This is a genomic window from Pseudomonas sp. GNP012 (genome assembly GCF_054343835.1).
In genome coordinates this window covers 1,437,016-1,452,183 of the sequence record NZ_JBTGUU010000001.1, presented here as the reverse complement: position 1 = coordinate 1,452,183, position 15,168 = coordinate 1,437,016, and the positions used below count along the sequence as shown (strand labels likewise).

The following is a 15,168-nucleotide window of genomic DNA, read 5'->3' as shown; positions in this document are numbered from 1 at the left end:
AAAACGAAAGCCCCGACCAATGTCGAGGCGCTAGATCAAATAAAACAAAAATGTTGTACCAACACAAAAGTGTTGTAGAATGGACTCATCCAAACAACGAGGCGAGGTGATGAAGTTCAGCGAGTTCAGACGATGGTTGAAGGCCCACGGGGTGACCTTCGAAGCCGGCAAAGGAAGCCACTTCAAAGTCACCGCCCCAAACGGCAACAAGACAACCTTCGCGGATCACGGTAGCAAGGAAATGCCAGAACCGACCCGCAAGGCGATCATTAAACAACTGGGGCTCTGAGAGCCCCTTCACCACATCTGAATGCTGGGCGATCACCTCCAAGGAGAGACCATGTACGACTATGCAATCCGCTTTGAGGAAGACACATGTCCAGGCCTGGCGGTGTACTGCCGAGATCTTCCTTTACTGAATAGCTATGGCGATGACCGAGAACACGCCATCAGCGAAGCCGTGGATGCCATCGAAACAACCCTGTCCATCTTCGTCGATCAGCGCCAAGCTATTCCGGCAGCATCTCCACCAGTGGCCGGCGAAGAAGTCATTCACCTACCAGCGGTGACGGTAGCGAAAATCGTCCTGTGGAACGAGATGATGGCGCGCGATATGCGCAAGGCCGATTTGTGCCGCCTTCTCGGACTGGCTCAGACCCAAGGGGATCGCCTGGTCGACTTCCTGCACACATCGAAAATGGAACAGCTCGAAAACGCTTTGGCTGCACTCGGCAAACGCCTAAAGGTGTCTGTCGAGACAGCCTGAATAGGTGCGCGCGTCTCAACGCGCTGTCCGCCAAAGACCTTCCCAGCGTCGACGCCCCATTGCATCGATCTCGCTGATCCAGTCTCGCGCCACCCTGCAAGCATGTGAGGTCAGGGTGCGCGGGCTGCCGGTGTTGATTCCGTACGTCGCACTATCCGGCTATCGACGTCCAGGCCTTCCCGAGGGCGGTCCTGGCTACAGGTAAATTCGAGGCAATAAAAAACCCGGCGCGGTGGCCGGGTTTCGTTTGTCAGTCCTACACACGCAAAGATTACACGATGTGATTAATTTCGCTCAGGCGATCAACTAAGCCAATGAGTCTTTATCTTTCTGTTTGACCCTTTCGTTTTTTCGCTTTTCAGCAAATAGCTCAGACATAGATTCATTTCCAAACTCAGTTCTTAGAGCTTGTCGCGCTAATCCAACGTGCCGGAAATACACGCCAGGCTTATGGGTTTCTTCGTGTCCTTTCGGTGGCCTGCTTACGTAAGATCGCTCTTTTTCCATAGTGCTTTCGTAGTGCTTTTTAAATACTTCACGAGCCCGCACAGAGCCAACAACACCCAGCTTGTCTAAATCATACAAAAGATCTGAGTAATCCTCGAAATTCGCTTTATTTTTCGACGGAAATACTTCATCCAGAATTGCAGCCAAATTATCAACATTCAGAGGCTCATCGCGAGTTACGCCGCTACGAGGTTGAGCCAACATGTCAACTGCATAACTTTCTCTTTCATCTAGAACACGCTGAAGCTCCAAATCAACAGTTTCAAGTAACGCTGAAACTCTGTTAATCGATCTGCGAATCGGCGGTGGAACACCCGCCTCTTGTTTATATTGCAGCTTATGTGATGCCGCCGCCCAAATATGCTGCGCCAGAGTTCTAACCTGTATCTCAATCGTGAATCCCCCTAGCCCTGCCCAAGTGGGGACAGAAAGCCAACTTTCGGGAACCTTTACTGAGTAATGGAGAGACTGATAACCAAATTCAGAATATCCGAGCCTGTCTCCCGTATCCTCAGAGGAAATCAAATCGAAGTCTTTGGATATAATAGATTTTACGCGCTCCAAATCCTTCCGAAACAACAGAACAACTCGAATACCAATAAAATCAGACAGATCAATGACTGATGTTAACTCGATATCTTTACGATCAATTTTCTCAGATATCGAACTCCAAGTTTTAACCCGACTTTCAACAGGAAAGCCTAGGGCTACATCGGCCCGAGCGAAAAGCTCATCAAGCTCAGATACAACGGAAGATCTCAACCTCTCCGCCCTAGGCAAAAACTCTTGGTAGTTTACGTTTAGAGCACTAAGCGATTCCACAAGCGAGTCCTTTTTTGCCTGTCCTTTGCCTCAACTGTATCAGCTTACGCTTTGAATCAGAACATCCCTCGATGTGCTGAATCAACTCATCTTGGGCGAGAGCCTAGGGCCCACGGGCCACAGGTATTGTTTCCGAACATCGTATTTTCCTGCTCTCGACGCCCAGGCCTTTCCGAGGGCCGTCCTGGCTACAGGTAAATTTCAGGCAATAAAAAACCCGCACGGGGCGGGTTCAAAAATAACCCCGCACTAGGCGGGGCTTGGTGAGCCGTTAGGCTCGAATCAGACCGGCAATGATGAGGCTGGAGACGAGACCGGCACCGGTAGCGTGAATCGTGTTCAGAAACGCCAAATCGGTTTTTTTCACCATCTCGTTATCCTCCTTCGTAGTCGAGGCCGCTACGGTCGGCTCTTGCACCTTGAGATACAGCAGGTTTACAGCTACCAACGCTAACAAACCTACGGTGCCCGCTACGACTCCAGCCACAACAAGTGGTGCCGCTGCTCCTGGGAGAAGATTTGCCACTCCTCGATACGCGCAGGAATGACAGGATGGGGTTAATTTCGCTCATCCGTTCACTGATGTCAACACGCAATCACGCGGCCCGCTCAATCAGGAGACCTTCCAGCTCCAGAATGTCCGCGGCGTGCGCCAGAGCCTCGTTGACCAGGTCATCAGCAGCGCGGCCGATATCTTGACGCCACCGCCGGCGAGTCGATTCTGGCGTGCCGTCGTTGTCCCAGGTGTTCATGTCGTAGAAGCTGTCCTTGAGCACAATCATGTCGGCGGATCGGGAAGTGTCGCGCTTAACCTTCGCCTGACCAGCAGCCAGCGCAGCCTTCACCACGGCCTCACGACGCCACTCTGGCGCATCGATTGGGATATCGACGGACACGGAGGTCTTCACCTTCGGCCGCGCGCCCTTCAGTTGCGGGATAGCCCAGGCAGTGGTCGCCTTGAACAGGAACAGCTTAGTCGCCGGGGTGTTGATGAGAGTCTGCAACGCTGAAATAGCCCGCACCTTGCGCCCCTTGTGGGTGCTGTACTTCGTCACCAGCGCGCCCCAGTGTTTTTGCTCAAGTGCACTGTGCAGCCGGGCAGATACCCAGCAGTCCACCTGCGTGCGGTCAATGGTGTCAGCACCACGGGAGCGAACCAGTGTCGCCAGATCGCCGCCCTCCTCCTCGTCGGCAGAGTTGTACAGCTTCTGCCATGCCTGTTTGCTGGTGTTGTCGATGGCCTCAGCCGCGAGGGCGGAGACAACTGCGTTCAGAACGCCTGGATAGATCATGCTACAGCCCTCTTCAGTTCGCGGGTCTTGGCTCGGCATTCGGCCTTGATGGTTTTGATTTCTTCGACTGTGAGTTTCAGGGGCTTATGAGGCCCCTCCAGCCATGCCACGGTTTCGGCGCCGATGCGCAGCACTAGACGGATCCGGTACTCGACCGCGTTGCCGGACAGGTTGCGGTTGCACTTCACGCACTGGCGGTGGATGTTCAGCTGTTCGAAACGCAGCTCCGGACAGGCGCCAACGGATCGGTAGTGGCCGGCGTCCCAGCGGCTGCCAGTGATCAGGTCGTGGTCGTTGGGCATCGAGTCGCAGCTGATGCACGGAAGGTGCGCGTCACGCAGGCGGCCGTACTCGTTCAGGCGCTGCGCAAAATGGCGAACTCATTATGAGCAAGCGCAAGCCCAACAACATGCGCGCCCGGGTCGAGCGATCGTGCCGGGCGCTGCTCAGCACCAACCACGTCGCGGTGGTGAACATCGATCCAAGCGGCCGCCAGGGCATGATCAACTGGAAGAGCTGCAAGAACATCCCGCCCGGCCAGCGCATCGCCGATGCGGTCTGCGACTTCGCCCACCGCTGGACGATCTACCTCAGCGTTCAGTGCCGCGATCAGCGCGGGCACCGCTACACCAAGTCAGTAGAGGTTGCTCCCCAAGGCAACTATCTCGCCGCGCACCTCGAAGACGTAATCGAGGAAACCTACAAAGACCTGGTCGCCGAGAGCAATCCGAATCATCGAGTTGCGTCGGGCTGGATCGCAATTCCCGCCGAGATATCGCTGACTGAAGAGCAGGCCGCCCGCGTCTTCGACGCCGTGGGTGTCTGGAATCAGCAGAGAGCCACATGAGACGAATCAACAACCAGGTGCGCCAGCGCCGACGACAGACATGGCTGGATCTACCGGCCCACGGAATTGAAGAGGCAGGCCATGGCCAAGACCAACGCGGAAAGGTCAGCGAAAGCCGCGGCGAAGAAGAAGAGCCGCGGCGAAGAGGAAATCAGGCTGCACTGCCTGCCCGGTACGCGCCAAGCCCTTGCTGAGCTGATGGCCTGGAGCGGCATCGAGGAACAGGGCGAGGCCATCACCCTGATGATTCATCACCTGCACGGCCTTGGCCCGGGTGGCGCCCTTCCCCTGCTTGAACCGCCGCCGCGACACGAATACGTGATACCGGAAAACGTGTCGCGGAAGCTGAAACTCGCCCACGACCGCGAATCCCTTCGCATCACTCACGACGAATAGCTTGAACGGAGAAATCCATGAGCCACAACTGCGCATACGTCCGGCAGCACTACCAGGTGCCCGCCGAAATCGGCCGCCGTGTCATCGCCTACGGGAAGCACGGCGTCATCTTGGCCGATCGCGGCCACTACATCGGCGTGGTACTGGATGAAGACCCGAAGAAGCGGATCGCCAACTACCACCCGACGCATGAAATGCAGTACGGCGAAATGGCCGAGACGCTACCGCTCAAAGAGTGGCTCGTCCTACCGTTCAAGCATGACTGGGATGATCTCGACTGGAACCGGGAAGCCCGCGAAGATCTGGTCAGGGTGTGGGCAGCCACTCGCAGTCAGGCCAAAGACAAGGCCTACGAGCGACTTCAGGACTACTGCCACAGCATCAAGGCGATGCTCCATTTTAAAGTCCGGCGCGCCTGACCCGCCCTCACCTCTTGCGCTGAACGCTGCGATGACTTAATTACTTGCTCTTACCAAATGCGTATCCAAGAGCCAGGGTAATAACTGGGATAAAAATAGCCCAGACATCTTTCAGTTTATTAAGAAAATCCACTTCCGCATAAAACAAAGCAACGATGAAATACAAGGCACTCAAAACAGAAGCAATTACAAAACTCCATGTAATTGTCATCCAAACTATTGAGTTTTTTGCATGCTCACCAGTTCCAATGTTTTCCGCAATGCGTCCCGCAGTACTGGTTTTGGGAGATATCGTCTTTCTGGTTAATAGACCTTCCGACCCGCGCCCCTTTATTGGCTCAACCATGATTCTCTGGCTCCAATAAAAAAGTGTAGGAAAAAATTCTTAAATTCAACTCCTTATTCAAGGTCTGAACAACAAAAGTCATTTTTATATCACGCCCTGCACTAGCAGCCATAACGACTGGCTCGATCTTTCCTTGAGGCGCTTGGCTATCAAAATTATAAAGAGTTAGCGTTATATCTTTATCTGAAGGCTCAAACTCCCATCGAGTGCCACCTCCGTCTGATTCAAACCTAATGATAACCGGCATGTCATCGAAAACAATTCTTGCAAAAGTTCCAGACACATGAAGAAACCCAGACCCAACTACTTCCCACCCATTAATCGAAGCATTCACTTCAAACATTTTCTGCGCCTTTGAATCTAAATCAGAATTAATATTGAGTCCCGAGTTTTCGGTTTTTTGGTTGTCATGACGTGCTGAGTATAGCCCCACGCCCTATGCCGGCCCGAACACAAATACCCCACTTCAACGAATCACGCCAGCGGCGAGCGCGCCTTATCCTGCATCACCCATGGTGCTTGGCACCCCACGATCAGGCGGCTCGCAACCTGGTTTTCTCAGCGGATATCCATCGTGGTTTTGGAAACAACTCGCTCCGAATCATCAAACCAGACAACGCACCACTTCGTCTGATCCATGAAGTAGAAGCTTTTGTGTCTTTCTGGTTTTCCCATGAGGCCGGGTTTCCCCCATCCGCCCAGTTCATTCTCACCAACTATTTCGGTGACCTCGGCAAGAGTCATACCGATCTTGATCATGGTGTCGCTCAAGTTATAACGCACCGCCGCTCTCCTTGTTTATCCGGCTCCATGCCGGGCCGAACACAAATACCCCACTTCAACGAATCACGCCAGCCGGCGAGGATCCTCTATGTCTGCACAACAGAAATTCCCCCAGATCAATTCCTGCCAGCCGAGCATGGGACTGCCTTTCGAGAAAGAGTTTGTGGTGGATCTGTTCGCTGGCGGTGGCGGCGCCAGCACTGGGATCGCTCGGGCATACCGAGAGCCAGACGTAGCGGTAAACCATAACCCGATCGCTCTGGCCGTCCACCGCGCCAATCACCCGAAGACGGCACACTATGTTGCCGACGTGTACGAGGTCGATCCGCGGGAAGCCACCGGCGGGCAGCCCGTCGCGATCATCTGGGCATCACCTGATTGCCGCCACCACAGCAAGGCCAAAGGCGGCGCGCCGCGTGATCGTGGAGTTCGCGGCCTGGCCTGGGTTGTGATCCGTTGGCTGTTCATCACACGGTCGCGCCTGCTGTTTCTGGAAAACGTCGAAGAGTTCTGCGACTGGGGCCCGATCAACGACGAAGGGAAGCCGATCAAGGCCGAGCGCGGCCGCACCTTCAAGGCATTCATCGCCGCAATCAGCACCGGTCTGCCGGCCGCCCCCCCGGATATGCCGGAGATCATGCAGGCCATTGGGGAGTTCGTCCCGATGGAAGCACTGGTGCGTGGCCTCGGCTACAACGTCGAGTGGCGCGAGCGCATCGCCGCAAACACCGGCACCCCAACTATCCGCAAGCGTCTCTACCTGGTGGCGCGCCGCGACGGCAAGCCGATCGTTTGGCCAGCGCCGAAGCGCCATAAGGCCCCGACCGCAAAGCAACTGCCGTGGCGTACCGCAGCCGAGTGCATCGACTGGAGCAACCTGGGCCGCACGATCTTCCGTGACAAGCCGATGGCGGTGAACACCATGCGGAGAGTGGCCAAGGGTTGCTGGCGACATGTGCTGACCAGCGCGAAGCCGTTCATTGTCCCGATGCGCGGCACGTCCGAAGCACATACCAGCACCCACGGCACCGACGAGGCGCTATCGACCATCAGCGCTGGCGGCACGCACCACGCACTTGTGCAGCCGGTGGCAGCGCCGTTCCTCACCGAGTGCGCTAACGGCTCATCGCAGCGCAACTTCAGTGCGCTGGAGCCGCTGCGCACTCAGGTGGCACAGGTGAAGGGTGGCCACTTCGCGATGGCGGCGGCGAACATGGTTACATTGCGAAAAGGTTCGGTCGGCGCCGACGTTGCCGGCCCGCTCGGCGTGGTGGCCACCAGCACAGGACACCATGCCGTCTCGGCGGCATTCTTCGAACAGGCGAACGGCGGTTTCTACAAAGGCGACGGCCGATCGGCATATGACCCGATCTCGACCATTTGCCAATCGGGCGCCAACCAGCGCCTGGTCAACGCTTACCTGGTGAAGTACTACGGCAACGAGAAGGACGGAATCTCGCTCACCGAGCCGATGCACACCTTGCCGACGAAGGATCGGGTTGCACTGGTCGAGGTGGTGCAGGTGCCGGACACATTGACGCCAGAGCAATTGGAAGGTGCCCGCCGCTGCGCCGCCTTCATGCATGAGCATCTTCCGGAACACTTCAAAGACCCGGCGGACCTGGTCATGGTCGGCGGTTACGTGCTGGTCGACATCACCCTGCGCATGCTCCAGCCGCCTGAGCTGAAGGCCGCCCAAGGCTTCGACAAGGACTACATCATTGATCGCGGGTTGTTCGTCGACCCGGTAACCGGTGCGGAAGAATGGCGCGACATCAACAAGACGGACCAGGTACGACTGATCGGCAATAGCGTTTGCCCGGATGAGGCTGAAGATCTGGTCAGCGCCAACGCCGCGGACATCATTGAGCTTTACCAGCGGTTAGCGGCCTGATCAAAGCCCCCAGAAAACAAAAGCATCTGAGATCACCGGAAGCTGGTCGGGGAACGCTACACGCCTTCGCTCTAACCACCACCGCGTTTGTTCGACATCAAAGTTCCTGCCCCGCTGTACAGCTATAAGACTTCCCGACACTCCGAAGTGCCCGCATTCCGGACATATAAGTTCAGTTCCATCCAGACCGGATTCCAGTTCTATCGCATCGATTCCGCAAACCAAGCAATCCATAAAGCTCTCCATTGGCTGATCGTTGAACTGTAGCTGATCCCTCACCACCCTCCACCGCCCGGGCAAGACCCGGCATAGGACGCCCCATGCACACAGAAAACCAACCGGCAGATCCGTTCGGCCCAAACGGTCGCACTTTCCACATTCACTTGAGCGTGCGCGGTGCACTGCGCGACTTCAGCAAGCGCCAGCTCAAAGGGATGTTTCGCTTTGACGGTGGCCGTGAGTGCACAGCCCACGAGGCGAAGGATCATCTGCTTGAGGCTTTGGCCCAGGGTAAAGAGGTTCTGCCTTTCGGCCCACCGTGCGAAGGCTTCGATTTCGCTGGCAACGGCTGCCCAGGGCACACCACCCCGCCAACGGTTGTGAATGCCCATGATCTGATATCAATTGGAGATTGCAGGATGATCAGTCCTGCTTCTTGTTCCAGTACTCCATTCGTTTGACCGGGTCTGAAACAGCTTCGCCGCATTGATCAGAGTATTTATTTAGGAGAATTGAATAGTTCGCAGCGTCATTATCGATATCTGTCATCATCGACTTGATTGCCATTTCTGTTCTGGCGCGAGTCAGCTTCTCGCTGGTGAGTTCTTTGGAGTAATACAAGGCTCTCTCCCCAGCCGTTTTACTCCGCTCAGCCAACTTCGGTTCCTGAGCCTGAAAATTTTTTTCTGAGATCACATAAAATCCAGCGCACTCCGCTAGTTCATGCGCAAAATTGTTTACTGCGCGCTCGGGCTCATACGCAAACGCCGCACCAATCGGCAGTACCAGTACAACTGGAATATATCTGACCAAAACCGAGTGTCCTTTCGCTGCTTGCGATGTGCAAGCATGTAAGGCACCAGTAAAGCACAGCCGTAACTCCCCCCTTCAAAGTCAGCCGCTATAGCGGCAAGGACGAAGTCATGCCTGAAGAAAAGTTGATTGGCCCCGTAGAAGTCGTGCGTGACGAGAGCGGGTACTGGTACCACCCGGGCATCCCGGAATTTGATGAAGACGCAGAAGCTTGGAAAGCGTGGCTCGAGGCCCATGGCTTGAAGGTGATCGGCTGGCACATGGATTCCGACATGGAAGCCCACCCCTACTGGGACGATGATGAGCCACATTGCCTCGGCTGGGAGCCAGAAACGCCACCGGCGTACGACTGGTTCCTGCTCGGAATTTTCGACACGGATGACGGCCCCTATGTGCAGTGGGCGCGCCGCGAGGTGAAGTCATGACCCAGGTGAAAGAACGGCCGATCCTGTTCTCGGCCCCGATGGTGCGCGCCATCCTGGAAGGCCGGAAGACAGTCACGCGGAGGGCGGTGAATCCACAGCCAGCGATTACCGATGGATCTGGCTTCTCGTGGAAAGGCCACCTGTTCGGAAGAGGTTCCGATGACCGCGAGACCTCGCGCAATTTTTCCAAGCATTGCTGCCCTTACGGAAAGCCCGGCGACAGGCTGTGGGTGCGCGAAACCTGGTACTGCAATCACTCCGAAGTTCAGAAAGACCCATACCTCCAGCCTGCTGATATGGTGGACCTGGACCAGGCTCGGGAGGACGGCGACTTGGTGTATGCAGCTGACGGACTTACCCCCTACGAGCAGGAGCAGCCGACATGGAAGCCCAGTATCCATACGCCCCGCTGGGTAAGCCGCATCTTGCTGGAGATCACCGATGTACGCGTCGAGCGGTTGAAGGACATCAGCGAAGAACAGGCACTTGCTGAAGGTGTACGCCCCTACCCTGACCATGCAGAGTTTGGTGAGTGGTATCACGTCGAAGGCATCGAAACCTACAGCGCTGAGCCGAGCATGTCGTTCGAATTGCGCTGGTCTTCCATCAACGGCAGCGACTCATGGAACGCCAACCCATGGGTCTGGGTCGTCGAGTTCAAGCGGGTGACGCCATGATCTTCGCACCGCTCTACATGCTCTGGCTCATCTACAAAGGGCCGCGTCGGTAAGGGTTCACCCCGCCAGTCACCTCAGGGGAGAAAGCGTGTACGCAACTGGCGAGATGAACAAATAAACCGTAGCTCACCTTCAAAGCGTACCTCTCGCCCTTCATCAGAATTCCACAAACACCCACCCTCTGCCGCCGCGCGCGGCATGGAGCATTTATGTCTGCAGAACTAGCGCAGGCGCCCTCCCGGCCCCGGCGCGAAAGCATCCTCCCCCGCTTCATCCGTGCCGGCGCCGCGCCTATCTACCTGGGTATGTGCCGTGCCGAGTTCGACAAAACCGTCCGCCCCTATGTCAGTGAATTCCCGATCGGCGAGCGCGGTGTCGGCTTCGACCGGCAGGAACTGGATGACTGGGCAACGGCGTACGTCGAGGCCAAAGCAATTGATAAAAAACGCGCCCCGGAGCAACAATTGCCCCGCAGCGAGCGCCAGAAAGGAGACAACTCATGGCGCGAAAATCGATCACAGGCCTCTCCGAGAGGAAAGGCATCTGGCATATCGACAAGAAAATCAACGGAGAACGACTTTACGAAAGCACTGGAACTGGTGACCGGGAAGAAGCGGAACGCTACCTGATCTACCGGCTGGAGCAGATCCGGCAACAGAAGGTGTATGGCGTAAAGAAGGTGAGGATCTGGCGGGAGGCGGCGACTCGCTTCCTGCTGGAGTTCAAAGACCAGCCTTCAATCAAACTTTCAGCGCACCACCTTTCTCAGCTGGATCCGTTCATAGGCGACATGCCGCTGACCCACATTGATGACCAGGCCCTGGTGCCGTTCATCAAAGACAGGTTGGCGACCAAGAAGCTCGAGGACGGCAAGGTAAAGAAAGGCGTCAGCAACAGAACGGTGAATATCTCGATCGAGCGTGTAGTTCGGGTTTTATCGTTGTGTGCCAGGAAGTGGCGAGACGATGAGCGCAGGCCGTGGCTCGATAGCGTGCCGATGCTCACGAAGCTGGAAGAGAAGAAGTCGAGCCGCAAGCCGTACCCGATGTCATGGCAGGAGCAGTCGATTCTATTTGCAGAATTGCCGGCCCACCTGCAAACGATGGCGCTGTTCAAGGTGAACACCGGCACCCGGGAGCAGGAAGTTTGCAAGCTGAGATGGGATTGGGAGATTTCGGTACCGGAGCTCGGCACCAGCGTATTTCTGATTCCGGCTGATTTCGGCGGCAGGCACGAACGGTCGGGAGTGAAAAACGGTGATGAGCGGCTGGTCGTGCTCAACAACGTGGCCAAGTCGATCATCGAACAGCAACGCGGCCTGAGCAAGGAATGGGTCTTCCCTTACAACGGTACCGCGATGCACCGGATGAACGACTCGGCCTGGAAGAAGGCGCGGGTGAGAGCGGCGAAACTCTGGCAGGAGGAAAACCTTCGCCCCGCTCACCCAGGTTATGCATCCATCAGGATCCACGACCTCAAACACACATTTGGCCGTCGGCTACGCGCAGCAGGCGTCACCGAGGAAGATCGCAAGGCACTTCTGGGCCACAAGAACGGCAGCATCACCAGTCACTACTCGGGCGCTGAGCTTGGGCATCTGATTGAAGCTGCGAACATGGTATCAGCAACCGATTCGCGTGGACCGGTCCTGACAATCTTGAAGAGGAAGCAGGCGTGAAAAATCGAGGAGTCACGCAAAAGTCACGCACATGAAAAAGGCCAATGCTGTGAACATTGGCCTAAGTCATTGAAAAATATGGTCGGGACGGAGTGATTCGAACACTCGACCCCTAGCACCCCATGCTAGTGCGCTACCGGACTGCGCTACGCCCCGACTAGGCGTGTTACCCGTTCCTCACCTCGAGGAACGCTCAAGAATATATCGCAAGCTTTTGAAAACTGGAAGTATTTAAAAGCAGGAATTTATTTCTTGAGTACCACCAGAACATCTTCGAGCTCGGCGATCATCTGGCGGATCATTTGCTTGTATTGGGTGGTGTCGTCTTTGGCTTCATCGCCGGACAAGCGCAGGCGCGCTCCGCCGATGGTGAACCCCTGGTCATAAAGAAGCGCGCGGATCTGCCGGATCATCAGCACGTCCTGGCGCTGATAATACCGGCGGTTTCCGCGGCGCTTTACCGGGTTGAGCTGAGGAAACTCCTGTTCCCAGTAGCGCAGCACGTGTGGTTTTACCGCACACAGCTCGCTGACTTCACCAATGGTGAAGTAGCGTTTGCCCGGGATGACGGGGAGCTCGTCGTTATGACTTGGTTCCAGCATAAGCCTCAACTCGGGCCTTCAACTTCTGCCCTGGACGAAAGGTGACCACACGGCGAGCCGTGATCGGGATTTCTTCCCCCGTTTTCGGATTGCGGCCAGGCCGCTGGCGTTTGTCCCGAAGGTCGAAATTGCCGAAACCGGACAATTTGACTTGTTCGTTGTCTTCGAGAGCGTGCCTGATTTCTTCAAAAAACAGTTCGACCAATTCCTTGGCCTCCCGTTTATTCAGGCCCAGCTCTTCATACAGACGTTCCGCCATCTCAGCTTTCGTCAGAGCCCCCATACGTCACTTCCTTAACGTGGCGTTCAACCTTTGTTCGAGCGAGGTGAGGATGTTTTGCGTTGCGGTATTCACCTCATCGTCATTAAGAGTGCGCGATGGATGCTGCCAGGTCAAGCCGACTGCGAGGCTTTTTCTATCAGGATCAATGCCTTTACCCTGATACACGTCAAATAGCCTGAGGTCTGTCAGCCATTCGCCTGCATTTTCACGGATTACGTCCAGTACAGCCGTGGCTGCAACATCTTTGTGCGCAATCAGTGCAAGGTCACGACGCACTTCAGGAAAGCGCGATAACTCGTGGAATTTAGGCATTTTGCCCGACGCGACTTCCGCCAGAACCAATTCGAAGACGAAGACCGGACGGTCGAGACCGAGGGTTTTCGACAATTCGGGGTGGATCGCGCCAATGAAGCCGACCAGACGACCATCGCGTTCGATGCGTGCGGTTTGACCCGGGTGCAATGCCGGGTGCTTGCCTGGCACGAAAGTGAACGCATCCAGGGCACCGGCGAAGCCCAGCACCGCTTCCACGTCAGCCTTGACGTCAAAGAAGTCGACGGTATCGCGACCCTGCGCCCAGCCTTCCGGCAAGCGACTGCCGCAAACCACACCCGCCAGCATCGGCTCTTGCTTCAGGCCTTCGAGCTGACCGACAAAACGCAGGCCGCTTTCGAACAGACGTACGCGATCCTGCTGGCGGTTCAGGTTGTGCTGAAGCGCCTTGACCAGACCCGGCCACAAGGACGAACGCATGGCGGCCATGTCATTGGAGATCGGATTGGCGAGCAGCAACGGCTCAACACCCGGATTAAACAGTTCGAACTGTTTCGGATCGATGAAGCTGTAGGTAATCGCTTCCTGATATCCACGGGCAACCAGCAGGCGGCGCAGTTCAGGCAGATCGCTACGGGCTTCGGCCTTGGCTTGCGGCGCCAGACGCGCTTGCGGATAACGAACCGGCAGACGGTTGTAGCCGTACAGGCGTGCCAGTTCTTCGATCAGGTCGACTTCCAGGCTGATATCGAAGCGATGGCTTGGCACTTCTACACGCCACTGCCCTGCCCCGTCAGCAGTAATGGCCAGGCCCAAGGCATTGAGCAGACGCTCCACTTCAACCGAATCCATTTCCATACCCAGCATCTGGGTAATGCGCTGGGCACGCAGGGTGACCGGAGCAATTTTCGGCAGGTGCTGTTCACTGACGGTCTCGATGATCGGACCCGCTTCACCGCCGGTGATTTCCAGCAGCAGGCCAGTCGCGCGCTCCATGGCCTCGCGGGCCAGTTGCCAGTCCACGCCACGCTCATAGCGATGGGATGCATCGGTGTGCAGGCCATAGGAACGGGCCTTGCCTGCCACGGCGATCTGGTCGAAGAAGGCGCTTTCCAGGAACACATCACGCGTGGTCGCGGACACACCGCTGTGCTCGCCACCCATGACGCCGGCGATTGCCAGTGCGCGGGAGTGGTCGGCAATCACCAGCGTATCGCTACGCAGGCTGACTTCCTGACCGTCGAGCAGCACCAGCTTCTCACCGTCTTCGGCCATGCGTACACGGATGCCGCCGTTGATTTCGGCGAGATCGAAGGCGTGCAGTGGCTGACCCAGTTCCAGCATCACGTAGTTGGTGATGTCGACGGCAGCATCGATGCTGCGCACATCTGCGCGACGCAGACGCTCTACCATCCACAGCGGCGTAGGCCTGGACAGGTCAACGTTACGGATCACACGCCCCAGGTAACGCGGGCACGCGGCTGGCGCCAACACTTCTACCGAACGCACTTCGTCATGCGCGGCAGGAACCGGAGCCACTACCGGACGGCTGACCGGAGCGGCGTACAAAGCACCCACTTCACGAGCCAGGCCGGCCAGGGACAGGCAGTCGCCGCGGTTCGGGGTCAGGTCGACCTCGATGCTGGCGTCTTCCAGATCCAGGTAAACGCGGAAATCCTTGCCCACCGGCGCATCGGCCGGCAGTTCCATCAGACCGTCGTTACCTTCACCGACCTGTAGCTCGGATTGCGAGCACAGCATGCCGTTGGATTCAACGCCACGCAGCTTGGCCTTCTTGATCTTGAAGTCACCTGGCAACTCGGCGCCGATCATGGCGAAAGGAATCTTCAAGCCCGGGCGCACGTTGGGCGCACCGCAAACCACCTGGAAGGTTTCCGAGCCGTTGCTGACCTGGCACACGCGCAGCTTGTCGGCGTCCGGGTGCTGCTCGGTGCTCAGCACCTCGCCAACCACCACGCCACTGAAAACACCGGCGGCCGGCGTAACGCTATCGACCTCAAGACCGGCCATCGACAGACGAGCAACCAGCTCGTCGCGACTTACCTGCGGGCTAACCCAGCCACGCAGCCATTGTTCACTGAATTTCATCCTGCTCTCCTAAGAAT

20 protein-coding genes, 1 tRNA gene and 1 pseudogene are annotated in these 15,168 nt (G+C 56.7%); 10 read left to right on the top strand and 12 right to left on the bottom strand.

The window, feature by feature from the left end:
- Positions 1 to 109: 109 nt before the first annotated feature.
- Positions 110 to 289 carry a type II toxin-antitoxin system HicA family toxin gene (locus ACXX83_RS06420; RefSeq protein WP_076406731.1) on the top strand — a complete coding sequence of 60 codons (180 nt, stop codon included), beginning with the start codon at positions 110 to 112 and terminating at the stop codon, positions 287 to 289.
- 51 nt (positions 290 to 340) lie between these two features.
- Positions 341 to 766, top strand: a complete 426-nt coding sequence (locus ACXX83_RS06415) for a type II toxin-antitoxin system HicB family antitoxin (RefSeq protein ID WP_458547861.1) — start codon at positions 341 to 343, stop codon at positions 764 to 766.
- Positions 767 to 1,072: 306 nt separating this feature from the next.
- On the opposite strand, the gene ACXX83_RS06410 is transcribed toward ACXX83_RS06415, so the two are convergent.
- The 3 genes and pseudogenes from ACXX83_RS06410 to ACXX83_RS06400 form a co-directional block, all read right to left on the bottom strand.
- Entirely contained in the window at positions 1,073 to 2,095 is a 1,023-nt protein-coding gene (locus ACXX83_RS06410) for a GTP pyrophosphokinase (RefSeq protein ID WP_458547860.1), read from the bottom strand.
- 596 nt (positions 2,096 to 2,691) lie between these two features.
- Positions 2,692 to 3,387 carry a hypothetical protein gene (locus tag ACXX83_RS06405; RefSeq protein ID WP_458547859.1) on the bottom strand — a complete coding sequence of 232 codons (696 nt, stop codon included), beginning with the start codon at positions 3,385 to 3,387 and terminating at the stop codon, positions 2,692 to 2,694.
- Positions 3,384 to 3,743, bottom strand: a pseudogene (locus tag ACXX83_RS06400) (recombination protein NinG); the annotation flags it as partial. The pseudogene ACXX83_RS06400 and the gene ACXX83_RS06405, both read right to left, overlap by 4 nt.
- A 29-nt stretch (positions 3,744 to 3,772) precedes the next feature.
- Between ACXX83_RS06400 and ACXX83_RS06395 the strand changes: the two are divergent.
- The 3 genes from ACXX83_RS06395 (at position 3,773) to ACXX83_RS06385 (ending at position 5,049) form a co-directional block, all read left to right on the top strand.
- On the top strand, positions 3,773 to 4,234 hold the full coding sequence (locus ACXX83_RS06395) for a hypothetical protein (RefSeq protein WP_458547858.1): 462 nt from the start codon (positions 3,773 to 3,775) through the stop codon (positions 4,232 to 4,234).
- Positions 4,235 to 4,315: 81 nt separating this feature from the next.
- Positions 4,316 to 4,630, top strand: a complete 315-nt coding sequence (locus ACXX83_RS06390) for a hypothetical protein (RefSeq protein ID WP_458547857.1) — start codon at positions 4,316 to 4,318, stop codon at positions 4,628 to 4,630.
- Positions 4,631 to 4,647: 17 nt separating this feature from the next.
- On the top strand, positions 4,648 to 5,049 hold the full coding sequence (locus tag ACXX83_RS06385; protein ID WP_458547856.1) for a hypothetical protein: 402 nt from the start codon (positions 4,648 to 4,650) through the stop codon (positions 5,047 to 5,049).
- Positions 5,050 to 5,089: 40 nt separating this feature from the next.
- Here the strand turns inward: ACXX83_RS06385 and ACXX83_RS06380 are convergent, their stop codons facing one another.
- The 3 genes from ACXX83_RS06380 to ACXX83_RS06370 form a co-directional block, all read right to left on the bottom strand.
- On the bottom strand, positions 5,090 to 5,395 hold the full coding sequence (locus ACXX83_RS06380; RefSeq protein WP_458547855.1) for a hypothetical protein: 306 nt from the start codon (positions 5,393 to 5,395) through the stop codon (positions 5,090 to 5,092).
- Positions 5,388 to 5,738 carry a DUF6864 domain-containing function gene (locus ACXX83_RS06375; RefSeq protein WP_458547854.1) on the bottom strand — a complete coding sequence of 117 codons (351 nt, stop codon included), beginning with the start codon at positions 5,736 to 5,738 and terminating at the stop codon, positions 5,388 to 5,390. Before ACXX83_RS06375 ends, ACXX83_RS06380 begins: the two co-directional genes overlap by 8 nt.
- Positions 5,739 to 5,953: 215 nt before the next feature.
- Positions 5,954 to 6,178, bottom strand: a complete 225-nt coding sequence (locus ACXX83_RS06370) for a hypothetical protein (protein WP_458547853.1) — start codon at positions 6,176 to 6,178, stop codon at positions 5,954 to 5,956.
- An 88-nt stretch (positions 6,179 to 6,266) separates the two neighbouring features.
- Here ACXX83_RS06370 and ACXX83_RS06365 point away from each other — a divergent pair, with 88 nt between their 5' ends.
- On the top strand, positions 6,267 to 8,072 hold the full coding sequence (locus ACXX83_RS06365) for a DNA cytosine methyltransferase (RefSeq protein WP_458547851.1): 1,806 nt from the start codon (positions 6,267 to 6,269) through the stop codon (positions 8,070 to 8,072).
- A 275-nt stretch (positions 8,073 to 8,347) separates the two neighbouring features.
- On the opposite strand, the gene ACXX83_RS06360 is transcribed toward ACXX83_RS06365, so the two are convergent.
- Positions 8,348 to 8,683 (bottom strand): hypothetical protein, encoded by a 336-nt coding sequence (locus ACXX83_RS06360; RefSeq protein WP_458547850.1) that lies wholly within the window; start codon positions 8,681 to 8,683, stop codon positions 8,348 to 8,350.
- Between the two features lie 31 nt (positions 8,684 to 8,714).
- Positions 8,715 to 9,104: a hypothetical protein gene (locus ACXX83_RS06355; RefSeq protein WP_458547849.1), complete on the bottom strand. Its 390-nt coding sequence runs from the start codon at positions 9,102 to 9,104 to the stop codon at positions 8,715 to 8,717.
- A gap of 110 nt (positions 9,105 to 9,214) precedes the next feature.
- On the opposite strand from ACXX83_RS06355, the gene ACXX83_RS06350 reads away from it, so the two are divergent.
- The 4 genes from ACXX83_RS06350 to ACXX83_RS06335 all read left to right on the top strand — a co-directional run bounded on the left by ACXX83_RS06350 (position 9,215) and on the right by ACXX83_RS06335 (position 11,884).
- The gene (locus ACXX83_RS06350; RefSeq protein WP_458547848.1) at positions 9,215 to 9,529 is read left to right on the top strand and encodes a hypothetical protein; all 315 of its coding nucleotides are present in this window, start codon (positions 9,215 to 9,217) and stop codon (positions 9,527 to 9,529) included.
- Positions 9,526 to 10,206 (top strand): hypothetical protein, encoded by a 681-nt coding sequence (locus tag ACXX83_RS06345; RefSeq protein ID WP_458547847.1) that lies wholly within the window; start codon positions 9,526 to 9,528, stop codon positions 10,204 to 10,206. Before ACXX83_RS06350 ends, ACXX83_RS06345 begins: the two co-directional genes overlap by 4 nt.
- Positions 10,207 to 10,415: 209 nt before the next feature.
- Positions 10,416 to 10,835 (top strand): hypothetical protein, encoded by a 420-nt coding sequence (locus tag ACXX83_RS06340; RefSeq protein ID WP_458547845.1) that lies wholly within the window; start codon positions 10,416 to 10,418, stop codon positions 10,833 to 10,835.
- Positions 10,721 to 11,884, top strand: coding sequence for a tyrosine-type recombinase/integrase (locus ACXX83_RS06335; RefSeq protein WP_458550162.1), 1,164 nt, complete (start codon positions 10,721 to 10,723; stop codon positions 11,882 to 11,884). Before ACXX83_RS06340 ends, ACXX83_RS06335 begins: the two co-directional genes overlap by 115 nt.
- A gap of 79 nt (positions 11,885 to 11,963) precedes the next feature.
- Here ACXX83_RS06335 and ACXX83_RS06330 read toward each other — a convergent pair.
- The 4 genes from ACXX83_RS06330 to pheT form a co-directional block, all read right to left on the bottom strand.
- Positions 11,964 to 12,040, bottom strand: a tRNA-Pro gene (locus tag ACXX83_RS06330).
- An 89-nt stretch (positions 12,041 to 12,129) separates the two neighbouring features.
- A complete protein-coding gene (locus ACXX83_RS06325; RefSeq protein WP_003179985.1) occupies positions 12,130 to 12,486 on the bottom strand; it encodes a MerR family transcriptional regulator in 357 nt (118 codons plus the stop codon).
- Positions 12,467 to 12,769 (bottom strand): integration host factor subunit alpha, encoded by a 303-nt coding sequence (gene ihfA / locus ACXX83_RS06320; RefSeq protein ID WP_002553164.1) that lies wholly within the window; start codon positions 12,767 to 12,769, stop codon positions 12,467 to 12,469. Before ihfA ends, ACXX83_RS06325 begins: the two co-directional genes overlap by 20 nt.
- A 3-nt stretch (positions 12,770 to 12,772) precedes the next feature.
- The gene (gene pheT / locus ACXX83_RS06315; protein WP_458547843.1) at positions 12,773 to 15,151 is read right to left on the bottom strand and encodes a phenylalanine--tRNA ligase subunit beta; all 2,379 of its coding nucleotides are present in this window, start codon (positions 15,149 to 15,151) and stop codon (positions 12,773 to 12,775) included.
- Between the last annotated feature and the right edge of the window lie 17 nt (positions 15,152 to 15,168).